16 protein-coding genes are annotated in these 21,502 nt (G+C 63.4%); 7 read left to right on the top strand and 9 right to left on the bottom strand.

Annotated elements, in window-relative coordinates; genetic code table 11:
- Positions 1–4: 4 nt before the first annotated feature.
- Positions 5–2,890: a sensor domain-containing phosphodiesterase gene (locus AC07RO_RS21595; RefSeq protein ID WP_495087039.1), complete on the bottom strand. Its 2,886-nt coding sequence runs from the start codon at positions 2,888–2,890 to the stop codon at positions 5–7.
- Between the two features lie 309 nt (positions 2,891–3,199).
- Between AC07RO_RS21595 and AC07RO_RS21590 the strand changes: the two genes are divergently transcribed.
- From AC07RO_RS21590 to AC07RO_RS21575, 4 genes are all read left to right on the top strand, one after another.
- Positions 3,200–4,264 carry an NAD(P)-dependent alcohol dehydrogenase gene (locus tag AC07RO_RS21590; protein ID WP_495087038.1) on the top strand — a complete coding sequence of 355 codons (1,065 nt, stop codon included), beginning with the start codon at positions 3,200–3,202 and terminating at the stop codon, positions 4,262–4,264.
- Positions 4,265–4,653: 389 nt separating this feature from the next.
- A complete protein-coding gene (locus tag AC07RO_RS21585) occupies positions 4,654–5,325 on the top strand; it encodes a (2Fe-2S)-binding protein (RefSeq protein WP_495087037.1) in 672 nt (223 codons plus the stop codon).
- A complete protein-coding gene (locus tag AC07RO_RS21580; RefSeq protein WP_495087036.1) occupies positions 5,325–6,308 on the top strand; it encodes an FAD binding domain-containing protein in 984 nt (327 codons plus the stop codon). The genes AC07RO_RS21585 and AC07RO_RS21580 overlap by 1 nt, the downstream gene beginning before the upstream one ends.
- 14 nt (positions 6,309–6,322) lie before the next feature.
- Positions 6,323–8,554 (top strand): xanthine dehydrogenase family protein molybdopterin-binding subunit, encoded by a 2,232-nt coding sequence (locus AC07RO_RS21575; RefSeq protein WP_495087035.1) that lies wholly within the window; start codon positions 6,323–6,325, stop codon positions 8,552–8,554.
- A gap of 145 nt (positions 8,555–8,699) precedes the next feature.
- Here the strand turns inward: AC07RO_RS21575 and xylB are convergent, their stop codons facing one another.
- The 5 genes from xylB to AC07RO_RS21550 all read right to left on the bottom strand — a co-directional run bounded on the left by xylB (position 8,700) and on the right by AC07RO_RS21550 (position 14,924).
- Positions 8,700–10,184, bottom strand: coding sequence for a xylulokinase (gene xylB / locus AC07RO_RS21570; protein WP_495087034.1), 1,485 nt, complete (start codon positions 10,182–10,184; stop codon positions 8,700–8,702).
- 27 nt (positions 10,185–10,211) lie between these two features.
- Positions 10,212–11,210 carry a LacI family DNA-binding transcriptional regulator gene (locus AC07RO_RS21565; protein ID WP_495087033.1) on the bottom strand — a complete coding sequence of 333 codons (999 nt, stop codon included), beginning with the start codon at positions 11,208–11,210 and terminating at the stop codon, positions 10,212–10,214.
- A gap of 26 nt (positions 11,211–11,236) precedes the next feature.
- On the bottom strand, positions 11,237–12,178 hold the full coding sequence (locus AC07RO_RS21560; RefSeq protein WP_495087032.1) for an ABC transporter substrate-binding protein: 942 nt from the start codon (positions 12,176–12,178) through the stop codon (positions 11,237–11,239).
- A gap of 64 nt (positions 12,179–12,242) precedes the next feature.
- Entirely contained in the window at positions 12,243–13,235 is a 993-nt protein-coding gene (locus AC07RO_RS21555) for an ABC transporter permease subunit (RefSeq protein ID WP_495087031.1), read from the bottom strand.
- 159 nt (positions 13,236–13,394) lie between these two features.
- The gene (locus AC07RO_RS21550; protein WP_495087030.1) at positions 13,395–14,924 is read right to left on the bottom strand and encodes a sugar ABC transporter ATP-binding protein; all 1,530 of its coding nucleotides are present in this window, start codon (positions 14,922–14,924) and stop codon (positions 13,395–13,397) included.
- A gap of 712 nt (positions 14,925–15,636) precedes the next feature.
- Here AC07RO_RS21550 and AC07RO_RS21545 point away from each other — a divergent pair.
- On the top strand, positions 15,637–16,506 hold the full coding sequence (locus tag AC07RO_RS21545; RefSeq protein WP_065986037.1) for an isocitrate lyase/PEP mutase family protein: 870 nt from the start codon (positions 15,637–15,639) through the stop codon (positions 16,504–16,506).
- A 43-nt stretch (positions 16,507–16,549) separates the two neighbouring features.
- Here AC07RO_RS21545 and AC07RO_RS21540 read toward each other — a convergent pair whose 3' ends face one another.
- Positions 16,550–17,740 (bottom strand): MFS transporter, encoded by a 1,191-nt coding sequence (locus AC07RO_RS21540; protein ID WP_495087029.1) that lies wholly within the window; start codon positions 17,738–17,740, stop codon positions 16,550–16,552.
- 145 nt (positions 17,741–17,885) lie between these two features.
- On the bottom strand, positions 17,886–18,914 hold the full coding sequence (locus AC07RO_RS21535; protein ID WP_495087028.1) for an alpha/beta hydrolase: 1,029 nt from the start codon (positions 18,912–18,914) through the stop codon (positions 17,886–17,888).
- Between the two features lie 187 nt (positions 18,915–19,101).
- Between AC07RO_RS21535 and AC07RO_RS21530 the strand changes: the two genes are divergently transcribed.
- A complete protein-coding gene (locus AC07RO_RS21530) occupies positions 19,102–20,043 on the top strand; it encodes an AraC family transcriptional regulator (protein WP_495087027.1) in 942 nt (313 codons plus the stop codon).
- Positions 20,044–20,062: 19 nt separating this feature from the next.
- On the opposite strand, the gene AC07RO_RS21525 is transcribed toward AC07RO_RS21530, so the two are convergent.
- On the bottom strand, positions 20,063–20,506 hold the full coding sequence (locus tag AC07RO_RS21525; RefSeq protein ID WP_346629758.1) for a (R)-mandelonitrile lyase: 444 nt from the start codon (positions 20,504–20,506) through the stop codon (positions 20,063–20,065).
- A 95-nt stretch (positions 20,507–20,601) separates the two neighbouring features.
- Here AC07RO_RS21525 and AC07RO_RS21520 point away from each other — a divergent pair, with 95 nt between their 5' ends.
- Positions 20,602–21,501: a LysR family transcriptional regulator gene (locus AC07RO_RS21520; RefSeq protein ID WP_495087026.1), complete on the top strand. Its 900-nt coding sequence runs from the start codon at positions 20,602–20,604 to the stop codon at positions 21,499–21,501.
- Position 21,502 lies beyond the last annotated feature (1 nt).

The raw sequence follows: 21,502 nt of genomic DNA, 5'->3' as shown, positions 1-21,502 counted from the left end.
CCGTTTACCGCAACGCGCTCAAATCCAGCCTGTCCTGGGGCACCGGCATCGAGAAGTAGTAACCCTGAGCCTGACCTGCGCCCATGTCCCGCAGAAGGTCCAGGGTCGCGGCGTCTTCCACGCCCTCCGCCACCACCGTCAGCCCCAGGGATTCGGCCATGCGCACAATGGCGCGAACGATGGCCCGGCTGCGCGAGCTGGTGGTCAGTTCCAGGGTGAAGGACTTGTCGATTTTCAGGCCGCTGAAGTGGTACTGGTGCACGTAACTGAGGGACGAGAACCCGGCGCCGAAGTCATCGAGCACCACCGAGACGCCGTTGTCCGCCAAATGCTTCATGGCTTGACGCGCCAGTTCAGGCTCGGCCACCAGCGCGCCTTCGGTGAGTTCCAGGCAGATGCGCGACGGCGCCACCCCGTGCTGGCTCAGCAAACCGAGGACTTCGCTGGAGAACTCCGGGCGGGTGATGCTGTAGCTGGAGCAGTTGACGTGCACCGTCGGCCAATGGGCGTGGTCGGGATGGGCGAGGATCACTATCACCTGCTGCAGCATGTAGAGGTCCAGACGGCCGATCAGGCGCAGGCCTTCCAGCGCCGGCAGAAACTGACCCGGCGCGACGATACGGCCATCGGCCTGACGCCAGCGAATCAGCGCTTCGAGGGCCAGTATCCGGCCGCTGGCCACATCGATGATCGGCTGGAAATACGGCAGCAGTTCGTCGGTGCGCTTGAGGGCGTTGCGCAGCGCGGTCTCCTGCTCCATCTGGTCGGACACCTCGCGGCGCACTTCCTGGTTGAACACCGCGTAGCTGTCTCGCCCGGCGTTCTTGACCCGGTACATCGCGGTATCGGCGTCGCGAAGCAAATCCGCCGGCTCGCTGTGAAACTGCAGGTCGGCGCCGACCACGCCGATGCTGCACGACGAAAACACCGCGTGGCCGTCGATGTAGAACGGCACGTCGAAGGCCAGGAGGATGCGCTCGGCAATCGCCACGGTGACATCCGGCGGCGCGGCGTACGCCAGCACCGCGAACTCATCGCCGCCCAGCCGGGCGAGCAAGTCGCTGTCTCGCATGCAGTGGCGCAAGCGGTCGGCGGCCTGAATCAGCAGCAGATCGCCCGAGTGATGGCCGAGGCTGTCATTGACCATCTTGAAGCGGTCGAGGTCGATGAACATCACCGCCAGTTCCTCGCCCTTCTGGGAGAATTTCTCCCACGCGTCTCTCAGGCGCTGCTGCAAATGGCTGCGGTTGGGCAGGCCGGTCAGCGCGTCGTGGGCGTTTTCGTGTTGCAGCTTGGCGTTGGCGTAGTCCAGCTCCCGGGTGCGGTCCTGAACACGCGCTTCCAGGCGCAGGTTGGCGGTGTGAATGGCCTCGGCGGCGCTGCGCCGGGACAGTGCGGTGTCAATGTGGCGGGAGACGAAGGTCAGCAGCTCCTGATCGCGCAACGAGTAGCTGACATGGGAGGTGTAGCTCTGCACTGCCAGCACACCGCGGACCACATCGCCGTCGAACAGCGGAATGCCCAGCCATGAACTGGACCGGTTGACCTCGTTCTGCAGGGTGATCTCGCCGATGCTTTCCAGCCAGCGCGCCTCCGGGCCATCGATCAGGCACGGCCGGCGCTGGCGGATGACGTATTCGGTAAAGCCACGCTCGCCACGGCGCGGATCGGGGCGGCGGGTCAGGCGTTCGTCCACGTAGTACGGGAAGGTCACCTCGCCGGTGGCGTCGTCGAACAGCGCGATATAGAAGTTCAGGGCAAACAGCAGTTCGCCGACGATGCCGTGCAGGCTTTTGAACAGGTCGGTCATGTCACCGGGTTGACTGGACAGCTCCGTGATCTGGAACAGCGCGCTCTGCAAGTGCTCGGCGCGCTCGCGGTCGGCCACTTCATTGCGCAGGGCGTCGTTGAGGCGGGACAGCTCAAGGGTGCGGCGGGCGACGGTTTCTTCCAGTTGCGCGCGGTGCAGAATGCGGTCCAGGGCCATGGCCACGTGGCGGGCTACCACCAGAAACAGCTCCTGATCCTCGACGCTGTAGACCCGGGCGACGTCATAGACCTGCATCGCCAGCATGCCGAACACGTCGTCAGAGGCGTTCTTCAGCGGCGCGCCCATCCAGAATTCCGGGCGATGGCCCACGCAGTGGAAGCGATCCAGCGCCCGCGCCCGCTCGATGGCGGCGGCATCGACGAACAGCGCCTGCTCGGTGGTCAGCACATAACCGGTCATGGACAGCCGCTCGGGATCGAGAAACTCGTAGGTTTCCGCCTCGAGAGCGTCGAGGTCGGTGATGTCGATGTAATAGGGGTAAGTGATTTTGCCGCTGTGGCTTTCGTACAGCGCCAGGTAGAAGTTTTCCGCGTCGATCAGGGTCGAGAGCTGCTTGTGCACGCCTTGCAGAAACGCCGAACGGTCACGGGTCGAGCTGGCCAGGTAGGTGATTTCATAGAGCACCCGCTGGGTGGCCTGGGCCCGGGCCAGCGCATCGGTCTGCAGGCGCAGGCCCAGACGCCCGGCCAGTTCGGCGAAAAACGGATCGCCGGCGTGCGCGTCCGGCATCAACAGCCAGCCCAGCGCGGACTCGCCATGGCCGGTCACCCAACGCTGCAAATGGTGCTTGCGGCAGTAGCCGTCGAATTCTTCACGGGGTATCAACGTCGGCCAGTCCGTGGCGGAACTGCCCTGCCCCAACAGGTGCATTTGCTGGCCGGCACGGTAAGCGGCCCAGCTCAACTCCGGTGCAGCCTCGCGTGCGGCGCGCAGTAGGGCGTCCAGCGAACTCTCCTCGGTCAATCCCCCCACGGCCGACAGGCCGTTATCGCCGGGTGCGGAGATCCGCTCGTCGGCAATCGGCGTGTACCCGGAGAGGGTGGAAAGTGGGGAATTCATAGGCGCTCCATTGCCAGCGTCGGACTGAGCTATCTTCATGGGGTGTGACAGAAGGTTGCAAGCGGCATATTCGGATTTGCGGTCTATTCGCGACGAAAAAACTGTATTCCACGACATTTATTGAAATCACACGCTGCACAGCCCTATAGCGGCCCGCAAACGGAAAGATTTAACCCGGCACTCTATTCACACGGCTCGTCAAACAGCCCGGCAGTGACGGTTTCATGTTTCGGCATTGACCTTTGCGCGCCCTCGCCTGTCACTGATTGCTGTTACCCGTCTTTTTGCCCCACTGGAGATGATCACCCCATGATCAAGACTTACAGCTACGCCGCGCAAAAACCCACTGACAAGCTGGCTCCGTTGCAGATCGAACGCCGCGAGCCGGGCGCCGATGACGTGCAGATCGACATCCTGTTCTGCGGCGTCTGCCACTCGGACCTGCACACCGCGCGCAACGAGTGGAACAACACGCTGTATCCGTCGGTGCCGGGCCACGAGATCGTCGGCAAGGTCACCGCAGTCGGCGCCAACGTCACCCACTTCAAGGTCGGCGATCTCGCTGGCGTCGGCTGCATGGTCGACAGCTGCCAGCACTGCGCGTCCTGCACGGAAGGCGAAGAGCAATACTGCGAAAACGGCTTCACCGGCACTTACAACGGCCCGGTATTTGGCGGCGAGAACACCTTCGGCGGCTACTCCGACAAGATCGTCGTGAAAGAGAAGTTTGTCCTGAAGATTTCCCACAGCGACAACCTCGCCGCCGTCGCGCCGTTGCTCTGCGCCGGGATCACCACTTACTCGCCGCTGCACCACTGGAAAGTCGGCCCGGGCAAGAAGGTCGGCGTGGTCGGGCTGGGCGGTCTCGGTCACATGGCGGTGAAGATCGCCCACGCCACGGGCGCCCACGTGGTGCTGTTCACCACCTCGCCGAACAAGCGCGAAGACGGCCTGCGCCTGGGCGCCGATGAAGTCATCGTGTCGAAAAACGCCGATGAAATGGCGACCCAGACCAATCAGCTCGACTTCATCCTCAACACCGTGGCGGCACCGCACAACCTTGACCCGTTCCTGAACCTGCTCAAGCGCGACGGCACCATGACCCTGGTCGGCGCGCCGGATCAGCCGCACCCGTCGCCAGGGGTGTTCAACCTGATCTTCAAGCGCCGCAGCATTGCCGGCTCGCTGATCGGCGGGATTCAGGAAACCCAGGACATGCTGGATTTCTGCGCCAAACACGGCATCGTCTCGGACATCGAGATGATCCATATGAAGGACATCAACGAAGCCTACGAACGCATGATCAAGGGCGACGTGAAGTACCGCTTTGTCATCGACATGGCGACCCTGAAAGAAGAGGCGTCAGCCGCCTGATGCCTGGAGTTCCCGGGTGCGGTTTCGCCGCCCCGGGCACTCGTAACATGCTGTGATTTTTCCGCTCGTGAAATATCCGCAACCATCCCCCGGTGCTTCGGTCACAACCCTTGAGCCATGGCCAACACCGCCTGCTTTCCTGAGCCGACAAGGCGCCAGCCCTCGCTGCTGACACAAGCGCCACGGATTAGAGAGCACGACTCACAAGTGCATGCACGGATTCAACCGAATGCAGTGCCTGCGCATTGGTTATCGTTGAAGACTGCCGTCTTTTGAAGACTGCCATTGGCCCCAGCCATACCGGATACCGTTCCACCTGCCGTCCCTGCCCGCGCGTCCGCCCACCGTCGGCCGCCAGGTCTGACCCAACGCTGACGAGGAACCCGCTCATGACCGATCAGCCTGATCGCCCCAGCAAAGAAGAACTGTCTTGTGACCTCAAGGCCTTTACCGTCCCGTCCCGCCGCAACTTCCTGAAGTCCATCGGCGTGTCCAGCCTCGCTGCCGCGACGGCGCCGATCTGGACCCAGGCGCTGGCAGCCCAGGCCGCCGTCGCCGATGACATTGATCCGCCCGCGCCGGACGAGCGGCGCATGACCCTGAAGGTCAACGGCCAGGCCCACACCCTGAACCTGCCGGCCAACGCGGCGCTGCTTGATGTGCTGCGCGATCGCCTGCAACTCACTGGCACCAAGAAAGGCTGCGACCACGGCCAGTGCGGCGCCTGCACCGTTCACGTCAACGGCGTGGCGATCAATTCGTGCCTGTCCCTCGCGGCGATGCACGAAGGCGATGACATCACCACCATTGAAGGCCTGGCCCAGAACGGCAAGCTGCACCCGGTGCAGGAAGCCTTCTGGGAACACGACGCCTATCAGTGCGGCTACTGCACCTCCGGGCAGATCATGAGCGCGGCGGCGTTGTTGAAAGACAAAAACATCGGCACCGACGATCACAGCGTGCGCGAAGCCATGAGCGGCAACATCTGCCGTTGCGGCGCCTACAAGAACATCCTCGCGGCGATCCAGTCGGCGCGCATCAACGTCCAGGAGGTGAGCTGATGAGAGCCTTTGATTACGTGCGCGCCAACAGCGTCGAACAGGCGGTGGCCACCCACGCGAAAAGCCCGACCACGTTCTTCCTCGCCGGCGGCACGACGCTGCTCGATCTGGTCAAGCTGGACATCATGCCGGCGGATCAGGTGATCGACGTCAACCACCTGTCCCTCAAGCAGATCGAGGTGCAGAAGGACGGCAGCGTGCGCATCGGCGCGCTGGTCAGCAATACCGAACTGGCGCATCACCCGCACATCGTCGAGCACTACGCCGTGCTGTCCCAGGCGTTGCTGTCCGGCGCCACCACTCAGCTGCGCAACAAGGCCACGACTGCCGGCAACGTGATGCAACGGGTGCGCTGCAACTATTTCCGCGACGGTTATTCACCGTGCAACAAGCGCGAGCCGGGCTCGGGCTGTGCGGCCATTGACGGCCACAACCGCAGTGTTCACGCGGTGCTCGGCACCAGCGACCAGTGCATCGCGACCCATCCTTCGGACATGTGCGTGGCGATGGTCGCCATTGGCGCGACCGTCGAGGTGCAAGGGCCGAAGGGCAAGCGCAGCGTGGACTTCGCTGACTTCCACCTGCTGCCTGGTGCGACGCCGTGGAAAGAGCACGCACTGCTGGACGATGAGTTGATCACCCACGTGGTGCTCGCCGCGCCGCTGGCCGGCAACAAGTCTGCGTACCTGAAGCTGCGAGATCGCGCCTCGTACCAGTTCGCCCTGGCATCCAGCGCGGTGATCGTCGTCATGGATGGCAACACTGTGCGTGACGCGCGGGTGGCGCTGGGCGGTGTCGGCACCAAACCCTGGCGCTCGCTTGAAGCCGAGCAAGCGCTCAAAGGCCAGACGTTGACGCCGCAGACCCTCGAGAAAGTCGCCGCCATCGCCCTCAAGGGCGCCAAAGCCTATCGCCACAACGCCTACAAGATCGCGTTGGGGCAGCAGGCCATCGTGCGCAACCTCGGCACCTTGAACGCCTGACCGGAGGATTCACCATGACTGATGCAATGATTGGCTCGGCACCCCGCCGCATTGATGGCCAGCGTAAGGTCACCGGCAGCGCGATGTACGCGTCCGACCATCACCTGAAAAATATGGCTTACGGCTACGGCGTGTTCAGCACCGTTGCCAGCGGCAAGATCACCGAACTGAAGCTGGACGACGCGCGCAAGTCCCCCGGCGTGCTGGAAATTCTGCACCACGGCAACTTCCCCTCGCTCTACCACAACTCGACGCTGCCGATGTCCTTCGCGCAAATCCTCAAAGCGGCCAAGTCCGACGAAAGCCGCCTGCCGTTTGAAGACGACACGGTGCATTACGCCGGGCAGTTCGTTGCCCTGGTGGTGGCCGATACCTTTGAGCACGCGCGGGCCGCGGCCTACAAGATCAAAGTCAGCTACAGCAAGACCGACGCCGTGGCCAATCTCGACCAGGGCCTAAAAGCCGGCGCCTTGCAGGACGGCAGCCCGAACCACACCCGGGGTGATGCCGCCGCTGCGTTCGACAGCGCCGCCCACAGCATCGACGCCACCTACTCGACGCCGGTCGAAACCCACAACCCGATGGAAATGCACGCCACCGTTGCCAGTTGGGAAGACGGGCGCCTGATCGTTTATGAAGCCACCCAGGGCGTGGTCGCTCACCGCAATTCCCTGGCGAAAATCTTCGGCCTGATCCCGGAGAAGGTCGAGGTGCGGGCGCCGTTCATTGGCTCCGGCTTCGGCAGCAAGCTGTGGATCTGGCCCCATTCGGTCGCCGCCTGCGGCGCGGCCAAGGTGCTCAAGCGCCCCGTGCAACTGGTGGTGCCGCGTCAGCAGATGTTCACCACCACCGGCCACCGCCCGGAAACACGGCAGCGCATGCGCCTGGCGACCGATGACAAAGGCAAGCTGGTGTCGGTGCGCCACGAGTCCATCAACACCACCTCCTTCACCGACCCGTACAAGGAAAACTGCGGCACCTCGACCAAGAGCCTTTATAGCTGCGCCAATGTGCTGGTCACCCACAAGATCATCGAGGTCAATCGCGGCACGCCCACCTCCATGCGCGCGCCGGGTGCAGCGCCGGGGCTGTTCGCGCTGGAATCGGCCATGGACGAGATGGCCGATAAAGTGGGCATGGACCCCCTTGAGTTCCGCAAGCTCAACGTTTCCGAGCGCGACGAAAGCCAGAGCCTGCCGTGGTCGAGCAATCATCTGCAGGAATGCATCGACAAGGCCGCCGAACGCTTTGGCTGGAGCAAACGCAACCCGACGCCGGGGTCGATGAAGGACGGCACCGAGATCATCGGTTATGGCATGGCCGCCTGTAACTGGGACGCCTATCGCACCCCGGCGGAAGCGCAAGTCGTGCTGCGCGCCGACGGCACGGCCTGGGCCATTTGCGGTGTGCAGGACATCGGCACCGGCACCTACACCATCGTTGCTCAAGTGGTCAGCAGCATCACCGGCATTCCGCTGGACAGGATCGAAGTGGAGCTGGGCAATTCGTCGTTCCCGCCGGCGCCGGTGTCCGGCGGCTCATGGGCAACGGCGAGCGTGCTGCCAGCCATCGCCGAAGCCACCCGCCAGGCCGTCGAACAGCTGAAGGCGTTCGCGACCGCGCCCAAGGGCGTGTTTGCCGGAGCCGAGGCCGATCAAGTGAGCTTCGAGCAGGGTCAGTTGAAAAGCGGCGACAAGACCTTTGCCATCGCCGATGTGCTCAAGGCGCAGAAGCAGGGCAGCGCCTTTGGTGAAGCGAAAACCGGCATGAACGACACCAGCAAGCACTCGTTCCGCTCCTTCGGCGTGCATTTTGTCGAAGTGCGCTGGGACCCGGGCATCTCACGGCTGCGGGTGTCGCGGGTGGTCAGTGCCATCGACGTGGGCAAGGTGATCAACCGGAAAACCGCGCTCAATCAGGTTGAAGGGGCGATCGTCATGGGCGTCGGCATGGCGCTGTTTGAGGCGACCGACTTCGACGAGCGCAACGGCATGCCGGTGAACAACAACTACGCCGAATACGTGGTGCCGGTGCACGCTGACCAGCCGGAGATCGATGTGATCCTGCTGGACTACCCGGACTTCGAGCTCAACGAGTTCGGCGCTCGCGGGATTGGCGAGATCGGGATCACCGGACTGGCTGCAGCGGTGGCGAATGCTGTCTCACATGCCACGGGTAAGCGGATTCGGGACCTGCCGATCACGCTGGACAAGCTGATGGAGTTGCCGCCCACGATGAGGGTCTGAGCCGGAAATTCCAGCGGGCTGAGCGCCCTCTTCCCGGCTAAAGCCGGTCCTACTCACCGCGTGCAGTCAGTAGGACCGGCTTTAGCCGGGAAGCCTTTGATTTTGATTGATCGTTCCCACGCTCCGCGTGGGAACGATCATCTTGTCAGGCACGCAATCCCTGCGCGGCACCCAGCAAGCCTTTGAATTTCCCGTAACGCGCGCTCAATACATCCTGCACCGCCGGCATCGGCTGATACCGCGCCTTCTCCGCCATCCCCTGCCCCAACAGCTCAGCCCCCTCACTGATCGACAGCAACCCCAGTTTCGCGGCACCAATGCACGCGCTCAGTTCGCTGCCGTGCAAGGTGTAGACCTCGCGATCAAGAATGTTGGCCAGCAACTGCGCCCAGTATTCGCTGCGTGCGCCACCGCCCACCAGGGCGCAGGCGTTGACCGTGGCCCCTGCGGACAACGTAGCGTTCATCGCGTCCAGCAGCCCGAAACCGACGCCTTCAAGCACCGCGTAACCCAACATCGCCGGCGTGCTGTCGTGCCCCAGGTTCATGAATCCCCCGCGCAACAGCGGGTCGTTGTGGGGCGTGCGCTCGCCCGCCAGGTACGGGAGAAACAGCGGACTGGACACCGCCACCGGCTGATCGACCGGCCATTGCGCGTGAACCAGATCGAGCAAGGCCTGCTCACTGGGCTGACCCAACAATCGGGTGACCCAGCGCAGACAGCTCGCCCCCGCCAGCATCGCGCCCATGGTGTACCAGCGCTGCGGCAGGGCGTGGCAAAAGCTGTGCACGGCGCTGGCCGGATTGCCCGCCGGATGATCGGTGATCGCGACGATCGCCGCGCTGGTGCCGAGGGTGACAAAGGCATCGCCGGCGTTGACCGCGCCGATGCCCACCGCCGAAACCGGGTTATCACCCCCGCCTGCGGCCACGGGCAGACCCAGCGGCAAACCCAGCGCATCCGCCGCCTCGGCACTCAGCCGGGCAGACAGTTGATCGGCTTCCAGCAACCGAGGCATGTGCTCGACCGTCAGCCCGGTGGCGTGGAGCATCGGCGCGTACCACTCGCGCTTTGCCACATCCAGCCACACCGTGCCAGCGGCGTCGGACATGTCACTGACCTGCTCGCCGGTCAGCAGCAAACGCAGGTAATCCTTCGGCGACAGCACGCTGGCAATGCGCGCGAACAGCTGCGGTTCGTGCTGCTGCATCCACAACAGCTTCGGCGCAGTGAGCCCGGCCATGGCCAGGCTGCCGGTGACCTCGGCGTAATCCGGGAAATCCTCGTTCAGCCGCGACGCCTGAAGCACCGCGCGGGAGTCGTCCCAGAGAATCGCCGGATACAGCACTTGCTCCGCCGCATCCAACATAACCGCGCCGTGCATCTGTCCCGACAAACCCATGCAGCCGACCCGCGCCCATGCCTGGGGGTTAGTCGCCCGCAACTGGCCCAGCGCTGACAGACAGGCCTGCCACCAGTCAGCCGGATTCTGCTCCGACCAACCCGACTGCCGGCGGCTGACTTCCACCCGGGCACCGGCCTGGGCCAGCACTTCGCCCTCGGCGCTCAGCAAAATGGCCTTCAGCTCGGACGTGCCGAGGTCGATGCCCAGGGAAACAAGCTGCTTCATGAAGGTGTCATTCCTGTCAGCGGACGCCTAAAGGCATCCGCACGAATTGCGAATGCGTAACGTCGGCGCCAGTCGCTCCGACAGTCGTTTGCCCTCGGGTTTATCGATGCGCTGCAACAGCAACTGCACCGCCCGCGCGCCCAGGGCCTGCACCGGCTGAGCGATCACGCTCAAGCGCGGCAGGAAAAAGTCCGCCCAGTCGAAATCATCGAAACCCACCAGCGCCATCTGCTGCGGCACCTCAATGCTGGCGTCGCGCAGCGCGTGCATGGCGCCGATGGTCATCAGGTTATTCGCCGCCAGAATCGCCGTGGGCGGCGGGTTCAGGCGCAACAGCGCGGACGTGGCGACCCGTGCCGATTCGCTGTTCGACTCGCCGTCGATCAGCAACTGCGGATCCCACGGCAGATCAGCCTCGACCAGCGCCTGCCGGTAGCCCTCAATACGCTCCTCCGTCGTGCTCAGCCCGCGATGCCCGGCAATCATGCCGATGCGCCGATGACCGTGGCCGATGAGGTGGGTCACCAACTCAGCGGTGGACTGGCGATTCTCGACGCCGACCTGATCGAAACCCTCGACTGCCATGCGGTCCACCAACACGCTGGGAATGGCGTTGCTGCGCAAGTACGCCAACGCTGCCTGCTGCGGATCGCTGGACGGCGCAAGCAGAATGCCGTCCACACGCCGATGGTGCAGCGCCTGCACCACCCGCAGTTCCTGAGCAGGATCGTCGTGGGTGTCGACGAACAACATCATGATGCCGTGGCGCGCGCATTCGGTTTCGATGGCGTGCACGGTCTCGCTGAAATAGTGGTTGGACAGCGCCGAAATCGCCACGCCGATGGTGTTGGTGCGCGAACGGGCCAGCGAGCGCGCCAGGGTGTTGGGGATGTAGCCCAAGTCCTGAACCGCCCGCTGCACCGCTTCCACCGTCTTGGCGCTGACCTTGCGCGTGCCGTTGAGCACGTGGGAAACGGTCGACGTCGATACCCGCGCCCGCTTCGCCACGTCTTCCATTTTGATCACTGCGCCGACTCCTTCAGGCCTGCGTCTCAGTGCTTGCTGGACCAGCCGCTGTAGGAACCGATGTTGTCGCGGGTGATCAGTTTCGGCGTGAGTTGAGTGACCGCTTCAGCCGGCTTCTTGTCGTTGAGCAAATCGTTGCCGATGACCACTGCCTGCTGCGCCATGGCCCACGGGTCCTGGCTGGCGGAGGCCTGAATCGAGGTGTCGGACTTGAGCGCTTGCTCGATGTCCGGCGCGCCGTCCACCGACGTGATGACGATGCCGCTGCGTTTCAGCTGCTTGGCGGCCAGGTCACTGCCAATGGCCTGGGGGTCGTTGATCGCGAACAGACCGTCGATTTTCGGGAAGCGCGTCAGGTAACCCTGCATCGCGTTCAGGCCGCCTTCGCGGGAGCCTTTGGCGTCCTGATCGTCGGAAAGAATCTTGATGTCCGGCGCGGCGGCGAAGGCCGTTTTGCAGCCGGTGACGCGGTCGGTCACGGCGGTGACTTGCGGGCCGTTCTCGATGATCACGTTACCCTTGCCCGACAGCTTGTCGACGATGAACTGACATGCCAGCTTGCCCGCTTCGACGTTGTCGGTCTGCACGGTGGCGTCGACACCGGCGGCGCTGACGTCCACGGCCACGACTTTGATGCCGGCGGCCTGGGCCTTCTTGATCGCCGAAGCAATGGCCTTCGGGTCCACGGCGTTGATCAGGATCAGGTCAACGCCCGACGCAATGAAGTTGTCAATCTGCGAGAACTGCTTGCTCAGGTCGTAATCGGCGGAGACGGAGGTCACTTTGACATTGGGGTTGAGCTCCATGGCCTTGGCCTTGGCGCCGTCGGCCAGGGTGACGAAATACGGGTTGCCCAGGGAACCCAGGGTGATGCCGACGGCTTTCAGCTCGCGGGCTTCGACGCCCTGGGACAGCAGCGCGGCCAGGCACAGGGACATGACAGCAGGGAATTTGCGTTTGAAGTTCATGGGTTCTCTCTTGTGATTATTGTCGGAGTCTTCGTTGAAACGCGTGCAGCCAGACAGCGTTGAATCAGGTTCGCGCACCGGACTGGCGATAGCGATCCAGCGCCACCGCGCCGATGATCACGATCCCCTTGATGATGTATTGCCAGATATCGGACACGCCCAGCAGCACCAGGCCGTTGGTCAGCACCGCGATGATCAGCGCGCCGATCAGGGTGCCGCCGATGGTGCCGACGCCGCCGGTGAAACTGGTGCCGCCGAGGATCACCGCCGCGATGGCGTCCAGCTCGTAGGACTGGCCGAGCTGCAGGCCGTTGGCAGCAAACAGTCGCGAGGCGCTCATCACTGCGCCGAGCCCGGCCAGCGCACCGGACACCGCGTAGACGAACAGCAACACCTTCCACACCTTGATCCCGGACAGGCGCGCCGCTTCGGGGTTGCCGCCCACCGAGTAGATCTGCACGCCCATCACCGTGCGGCGCAGGATGAACCACGAGACCACGATGACCGCCACGGCGATGATCACCAGCCATGGCACGCCGAGCACCGAATCGTTGCCGATGAAGGCGAACGGCAGGTCGGGATTGAACACGGTTTTGTCATCGGCCAGCAGACGCGCCAGGCCGCGCATGGCGGTGAGCGCACCGAGGGTGACGATGAACGGCGGCAGGCGCATGAAGGCAATCAGCCCACCATTGACCAGCCCCAGCAGCAGGCCGAAACCGACGCCGGCGGCAATGCCGAGCATGCCGAACTGCGGCGACATCGACGCTTGCAGGGCGACCACTGCGGAGGCCGCCAGAATCGCCCCCACCGAGAGGTCGATCCCCGCCGTCAGAATCACGAAGGTCATGCCGGCCGCCAACACCACGTTGACCGAGGCTTGCTGGGTGATGATCGACAGGTTTTGCCAGCTCATGAAGGTGTCGGTCATCAGCGAAAAGCCGATCAGCAATAGAATCAGCACCGGCAGCATGCCAACGGAGCGCATCAATTCGCGCGCACGTTCACGCTTGCTGATGGCGGCGACGGTGGGCGAGTTTTCCAGGGGCAGACTCATGGCCTGGTTTCCTTTTTATTGTTGTTGATTGATGACATCTGATCTACACCACCGACCAGACGCCGCGCTGTCATGCGGCAGGCACTCCCACAGTTCGTTCATCCGCAGGAAAATTTGCAACGTAGCCGTGTTTTTTTTTAACGCGCTTTCGGTGTCGGTCTAGACATGAGCCACCTGCGCGCTGCCTGTTGCCAGATCGATGATCCGTTCCTGAGAGATCTCCTGCCCGGACGCTCCACCGACTTCAGCCACCAGCTCCCCTTCACGCATGATCAGCACGCGGTCGCAGGTGCCGATGATTTCCGGCAGCTCGCTGGAGATCACCACAATGCCGACGCCGGCCTTGGCCAGTTCGTTGATGATTCGGTAGATCTCTGACTTGGAGCCGATGTCCACGCCGCGCGTTGGCTCGTCAAGAATCAGCACGTGGGGTTTGACCTCCAGCAGCCGCGCCAGCAGCACCTTCTGCTGATTGCCGCCGGACAGCGCGCCGACATTGACCTTGCCCGACGCCACGCGGATCGACAGCGAACGAATCGCCTCAATTGCCCGCTTCGCCCCACGTCCCCGATCGAGCACGCCACCGGCATGGGCATCGGGCACGCAGGCGCAGACGTTGATGTTGTCGCGCACGCTCATGTCCAGAAACAGGCCTTGGGCCTTGCGGTCTTCGGTCAGGTAAACCACGCCTGCACGGATGGCGTCGGTGGGGTTGCTCAGATCGGTGATCGCCTTGCCGGCCACTTCAAGGGTGCCCGAGGTGCGTGAATCAGCGGCAAAAATCAGACGCGCCAGTTCCGTGCGCCCTGCCCCGACCAGCCCGGCGATGCCCAGCACTTCGCCGGCGTGCAGATCAAAACTGCACGGCTTGACGCGCTTGCCGTCGGCCATGTCGCGCACGCGCATGACCACCGCACCGGGGTCGTAGGCGGCGTGTTCTTTCTTGTAGAAACCGGACAGGTCGCGGCCGACCATCATTTTTACCAGCGCTTCGGCCGACAGCGCGTCGCGCTCCAGCATGCCGACGTACTCGCCGTCGCGCAGCACCGAGACCCGGTCGGACAACTCGTAGATTTCGGCCATGCGATGGCTGATGTAAATGATCGCCAGGCCTTGGTCACGCAGCTGTTTGATCAACGCAAACAGCCGGTCGGTTTCCCGGGACGACAGCGGCGTGGTCGGCTCGTCCATCACCAAAATTTTCGCGTTGGCGTGCAGGGCCCGGGCAATCTCGACCAGCTGCCGCTCGGCAATCGACAGCACGCTGACCTTGGTGGACGGCTTGAAATCAGCACCCAGTCGCACCAGCACATCAACGCAGCCGGCTTCCATCGCCTTGCGATCGATGCTCCAGCCACGGCGCAGTTCGCGGCCCAGGTAAATGTTTTCGGCGACGCTGAGGTTCGGGCACAGGCTCAGTTCCTGATAGATCACCGCGATGCCGCGCGCTTTGGCGGACAACGGGTCGAACGCGCTCAGGGCCTGGCCGTCGATGCGGATTTCGCCACCGGCATCGGCCTGATAGGCGCCGGACAAAATCTTCATCAGCGTCGACTTGCCCGCGCCGTTCTCGCCCATCAGGGCATGAACCTCACCGGCGTAGACCTTGAGAGCGACATTTTTCAGCACGCGCAGGCCGTTGAAGGTCTTGGAAATGGCGGTCATTTCCAGCACGGGTTGAGGGGACATAGCGAGGACGGCGCTCATGGCCGGGCGGCCGATGAAGCAGCAATGACGAGCGCGGACAGCACACGCGGCAATCGAGCAGACGAGCTGATCATGTGGATCTCCGAGGTTTCTTGTTTTTATGCCTGGGCCACCTCTTTGCGGGTGGCACTCGGGTATTGCTTTGTAATATTTCGGAACAGCTGAATCCTAGAACAGCTGAATCGATTCACGCAAGCGCTTGCTTCGGTATTTACAGTTTGGAGTTTGGGGTTTGCGGCGCGAGGTCTGGCGCCTTCCCGGCTGAAGCCGGTCCTACCCACCGCGGCAGAGGTCAGCCCTGCCCTTGATCGTCCCCGCGCTCCGCGTGGGGATGCAGCCTGTGACGCTCCGCGTCACCTCCCGCTCTCGAATGCGCGTCTTCTGCTGGACGCGGAGCGTCCGGGGCGGCATTACCACGCAGAGCGTGGGAACGATCGGCATCACCTGGTGGCAGAAAGACTGCTTCCGTAGGACCGGCTTCAGCCGGGAAGAGGCCGGGGTGTTCACCCTCAATTCTTCGGTGTAATGCAAACGCCTTCCCGGCTGAAGCCGGTCCTCCCAGGCGCTGCGGCGGTCGGGGCCGCGCGGCCACCTACGCAAATCAATGCACGTCGCTCGTCGAGGTGAGACGTTTCAGCCTGAATTTGCGGTAGCATTGCTGGCATTTAGATGACGGCCAGAATCAGGAAGCCTTATGTCCAGAATTTCCCACTCCGCTTTGCGTCGCAAATTCCGTGAGCAGCTGGCTTCGCAGCACTGCGTCGAGACGGCTTCAGTGTTCGATCCCATGTCGGCGCGCATCGCGGCGGATCTGGGCTTTGAGGTCGGTATTCTGGGCGGCTCGGTGGCGTCGCTGCAGGTGCTGGCAGCCCCTGATTTCGCGTTGATCACCTTGAGCGAGTTCGTCGAGCAGGCCACCCGCATCGGCCGCGTCGCGCAACTGCCTTTTATTGCCGACGCCGACCATGGCTACGGCAACGCCCTGAACGTCATGCGCACCGTGGAAGAACTGGAGCGCGCCGGTGTGGCGGCGCTGACCATCGAAGACACCTTGCTGCCGGCGCAATTCGGCCGCAAATCCACGGACCTGGTGTCCATCGAAGAAGGCATCGGCAAGGTCAAGGCCGCCCTTGAAGCCCGCGTCGATCCGGAACTGACGATCGTCGCCCGGACCAACGCCGGCGTGCTGCCGGTCCAGGACATCATCGAACGTACCCTGGCCTACGAAAAGGCCGGCGCCGACGGCATCTGCATCGTTGGCATCAAGGACTTCGAGCACCTGGAGCAGATTTCGGAAAAGCTCACCGTGCCGCTGATGCTGGTGACCTACGGCAACCCCGAGCTCAATGACCGCCAGCGCCTCGCCGATCTGGGCGTGCGGGTGGTGGTCGCCGGGCACGCGGCGTATTTCGCCGCGATCAAGGCTACCTACGACAGCCTCCGCGCCCAGCGCCAGGTCACCCACAGCACCTCGAATCACAGCGCCACCGAGCTGACCCACACCTACACCTTCCCGGAAAACTACGTGGCCTGGGCCAAGGATTTCATGGACGTGAAGGAGTGAGGCTGCAGCGTGGCGCATGACTGCGTCACGCCTCCTGAACGCTTCATGCAGTTACCGCTGCGGTCCGCGACACCTTCCACGCCAACAGCGCGGCGACGAGCAAAAACACCCCGCTCGCGATAAATGTCGCGCTGTAGCCCATCCCGTCATACAGCAAGCCACCCGCTGTTGCGCCCAGCGTGATCGCCAGCTGGATCACCGCGACCATCAGCCCGCCTCCCGCCTCGGCGTCTTTGGGCAGCGTGCGGGTCAGCCAGGTGAACCATCCCACCGGCGCACAGGTCGAGATCAGACCCCAGGCCCCGAGCATCACCGCGGTCATGGCAAATGACTGACCGCACGCCAGCAGCGCGATGGCAATGCCCGCCATCAGCACCGGAATGGCGATCAGTACCCGGTACAGACTTTTTGCCAATACGGCGCCAATCATCAGCGTCCCGGCCAGCCCTGAGGCGCCGATGATCAGCAGCAGGATCGACAGCTTCGGCACATCGACTCTGGTCACCGATTCCAGAAACGGCCGCAGGTAGGTGAACAGCGCAAACTGACCCATGAACAGGAAGGCTACCGCCGCCATCCCGTAGACCACCTTCGCGCGGCCCAGCAATCGAAACACGTCCGTCGTCGAACCGGACGAGCGCTCACTGGGCATGCGCGGCAGCGTGAAGGCCTGCCAGCACAGCGCCAATGCAGCCAGCGGGACCACACAGAAGAACGCGCCGCGCCAACCAATCAGCCCGCCCAGAAAACTGCCCAGAGGCGCCGCAACGGCGGTGGCCAGCGCCGTACCACTCTGCACCATGGCGATGGCCCTGGGCACCATCGACTCGGGGGCAATGCGCATCATCACCGCCGTGCTCATCGACCATGAACCGCCGATCGCAACACCCAGCACCGCCCGACCGAACATCAGCACCGGGTAATTCGGCGCGAAGGCAACCATTGCCCCCGAAACGATCAGCAAGGCAGTCAGGGTCAGCAGCACCGGCTTGCGATCAAGCCCACGGGTCAGCGCAGAGAGAAACAGGCTGGTGATCACCGCAAAAAATCCCGAGATTGAGATCGCCTGACCTGCCTGGCCTTCGGTCAGGCTCAAGTCGGCAGCAATGGGCGTCAGCAGACTGACCGGTAAAAACTCGGACGCGACCAGCGCGAACGCGCACAGCGACATCGCCAGCACGGCGCCCCACACACGGTGGGTTGTTTCGGTCATCGATACAGCGGGGGTGCCCATGAACATGCTCCAGCTCATTCAGCCCCGTCGTGCAGCGGGGCCAGTGATCAGCAAACGGCGCGCAAAACCGCGCGTGCAACAAAAAGGACCCTTCCGGCAGGATCCGGCACGTGACCGGATCGAGCCGTCTTGAACAGTCTGAGAGTTACTTCAGATGGGTCTGAAAGAAGGACGTGAGCCTGTCGAAAGGAATCAGATCCACCCGGTCATACAAGTCCACGTGCCCGGCACCCGGAATGATCACCAGCTCTTTGGGCTGACCGGCCAGGCGATAAGCCTCATCGCTGAACTCACGGGAATGGGCGTTCCCGCCGGCGATGAACAGCATTGGCCGCGGTGAAATCGTCTCGATGTCAGCGAACGGGTAGAAGTTCATGAACTTCACGTTGCTGGTCAGCGTGGGATGCGTGGTCAACTCCGGCGACTGGCCCTTCGGGGTGAACTCGCCACGTGGGGTCCGGTAGAAATCGTAAAACTCACGCTCGATCGGGTTGGAGTGTTCGGTGAGTGTGTCCACGGTGCCGCTGGTGTACTGGGTTTTGCCACCGGCAAACTCGACATCACGTTGTGCAGCGGCGGCCGCGATGGCTTCTTTGCGTTGCTCGACACTGACCGAATGCTGAAGGCCGTTGCGATTGACGCCGCCCATGTCATACATGCTCACGGTCGCGACAGCCTTCATGCGTGGGTCGATCTTCGCAGCGCTGATGGCGAAACTGCCGCTGCCGCAGATGCCCAGCACGCCGATGCGGTCGCGATCGACGAAGCCCTGGCTACCGAGGTAGTCGACGGCGGCGCTGAAGTCTTCGGCGTAGATCTCGGGGGACACCAGACTGCGCGGCCGGCCTTCGCTTTCGCCCCAGAAGGACAGGTCGATGGCCAGCGTAATGAAACCCTGCTCGGCCAGTTTCTGCGCGTACAGGTTCGAGCTCTGTTCCTTCACGGCACCCATCGGGTGACCGACGATGATCGCGGGATACTTGCGGCCACTGATCATGTCTTTGGGCACGAACAGGTTGCCCACTGTTTTCATCTGGTACTGGTTGTTGAACGTCACCTTCTGCCGGGTGACCTGTTCACTGGTGTAGAAGTTGTCAGCTCCGCTGGACATATCGGCTCCCATTGTCGCGAATGAGCTGACCAGCAAGGCCAGCCCCATCATCAGCTGTTTCATGAATGTCTCCGGCGCCAGGGCATGGCGCAAATGAAGTGTGCGATGGACATCTTCATGGCGCGGCCCGGGCAACCCGTAGAGCGATCCGGTGGTTTTCTTGCCTGATCCGATCAATCCCGAGGCGCGAGGCTGGACGGCTGTTTTGCCGGGCACGTACAGTTTCGACTTGATTACGAGGGCCGCAGACATGCCACTGACATCCGCTTCTACACCCGCGTGCCGCGCTTCGGACACCGTGCAGCTGCGGTCGCTGACGAACATCATCGGGCACCTCACGCCGGCCTCCGGTGACTTTCCCACCGCCATCGCCGACCTCGGCCTGTTTCGTCGCGAAGCGCCCTCGCCGCCGGTCATGTGCATCCTCGCGCCAAGCATCGTGCTGGTGGTCCAGGGCGCCAAGGAAATGGTCATCGGAAGCGACGTCTATCCCTACGACACGACGCGCTTTCTGATCACCTCGCTGGACGTGCCGGCCAACTCCGCCGTGACCCTCGCCAGCGCGGACGCGCCGTGTCTGGGACTGGTGTTCAAGCTTGACCTGCGCACCTTGACCGAGCTGATCGCCCAAGGGGATGCGCCAACACCGAAGGCGCGCACCGTGGGCACAAGCGCGGGCATCGCCAGCCTCACGCCCGCGCTGCTCGATCCCTTGGCCCGACTGGTCGACCTGTTGCAGGAGCCCGACGCCATTCCGGTGCTCTGGCCCCTGTTGCAGCGCGAGATTCACTTCCGTCTGCTCACATGCGATCAAGCGCCGCTGCTACGGCACATTGCGTCGGTCGACAGTCAGGGCTACCGCATCGCCAAAGCCATCGACTGGCTGAAGCTCAATTACGCGACAGCCCTGCGCGTCGAAGACCTGGCCGCGCGGGTGCAGATGAGCGCGCCGAACTTTCACCTGCACTTTCGCAACCTGACGTCCATGAGCCCGCTGCAGTACCAGAAATGGCTGCGCCTGAACGAAGCCCGGCGGCTGATGCTCAACGACCATCAGGACGCCGCCAGTGCAGCGTTCAAGGTCGGCTACGAAAGCCCGTCGCAGTTCAGTCGCGAGTACGGTCGGCTGTTTGGCGCACCGCCGAAAAAGGACATTACGCGGCTGCGCAGCCAAGCCGTAGCGGCGTCATGATCGTCGCCGTGCCAGCTCCTCAGTCTTTTTTGACCGGCACGGCCAGGTAGGTCTGCTCGGTCACCGGCTCCAGCCAGTCGACCGGCTTGCCATCCAGCGCTTCGTTGACCGCGACATGTTGCATGGCGGTGGTGTCGGTCGCGCCGTGCCAGTGACGACGGCCGCAGTTACACCAGATCAGATCGCCCGGACGGATTTCGGTTTTCGGCCCGCCTTCACACTGGGTCCAGCCGACGCCATCGGTGACCAGCAGGATCTGGCCCAGCGGGTGGGTGTGCCAGTTAGTGCGTGCGCCCGGCTGGAAATTCACGATGGCCAGACCGACCCGCGCCGGTGCCGGGGCGTTGAAAATCCGGTCAATGCGCACGTCGCCGGTGAACCAGTCTGCGGGGCCCTTGATGGCCTTGGCCGAGCCGGCGCGGTGGATTTGCATGTCTTCAGCAGCGCTGTCAGTGGCGGTCATGTCAGGTCTCCAGAAAATGTGCAGCCAGCGTAACAAGGGCACATTGGCGACAGTATCCGTAGAATGCTTCGATCAAAATGAAGGAGCGCTTCGCAATGGCGGATTACAAACTTGATGATCTGGCGGTATTCGTTGCAGTGGGTCGAGAAGGCAATTTCACTCGCGCCGCCGCGGCGCTGGGCATCTCCCCCTCCGCCGTCGGCCAGACCATGCGCCTGCTGGAAGAGTGTCTCGGCGTTCGCCTGCTCACCCGCACCACCCGCAGCGTGACCCGCACCGAAGTCGGCGAGCAGTTATTCAAGGGGCTGGCGCCACTGCTCGACAGCATTGAAGAGCAGGTCAACGCCGCCATCGAGCACAGCGGCCGCCCGTCCGGCACGGTGCGCATCACCGCCGATGAATTCGCCGCGCGTTACGTGCTCTGGCCTCGCCTCAAACCATTGCTCGATCAATACCCGGACATGACCATTGAGCTGGTCACCGACTACGGCCTGACCGACATCGTTGCCCAGCGCATCGACGCCGGCGTGCGCCTGGGTGACACCCTCGCGGCGGACATGATCGCCGCGCCGATTGCCCCGCCGCTGCGGCTGATGACCGTGGCGTCCCCCGAGTACCTGGCGCGGCATTCCACGCCGCAGGTGCCGGAGGACTTGCCCCGCCATCGCTGCATCAACCTGCGCCTGCCGACCCACGGCGCGTTGTATCAATGGGAGTACGCCAAAGACGGCCGTGATATCCGCGTGCGCGTCGACGGCCCGTTGATCATGAACAGCGTGTTTCAGATTTTGCAGGGCTGCCTGGACGGCATTGGTCTGGCGCAGCTTCCCGAGGGGCTGGTGGCCGGGCCTATCGAGCAGGGCGAACTGGTGGAGGTACTCGCGGACTGGTGCGAGCCGTTCGAGGGCTATCACCTTTACTACCCCAGCCGGCGCCAGCACACGGCGGCGTTTCGCGTGGTGCTGGAGGCGCTGCGGATCAATCCGCTGGCGTAAA

The sequence above is a fragment of the Pseudomonas sp. GW821-FHT07F05 genome, from assembly GCF_059418765.1.
Note: the sequence above shows the minus strand (reverse complement) of the source record. Positions and strands in the feature narration are given on the sequence as shown.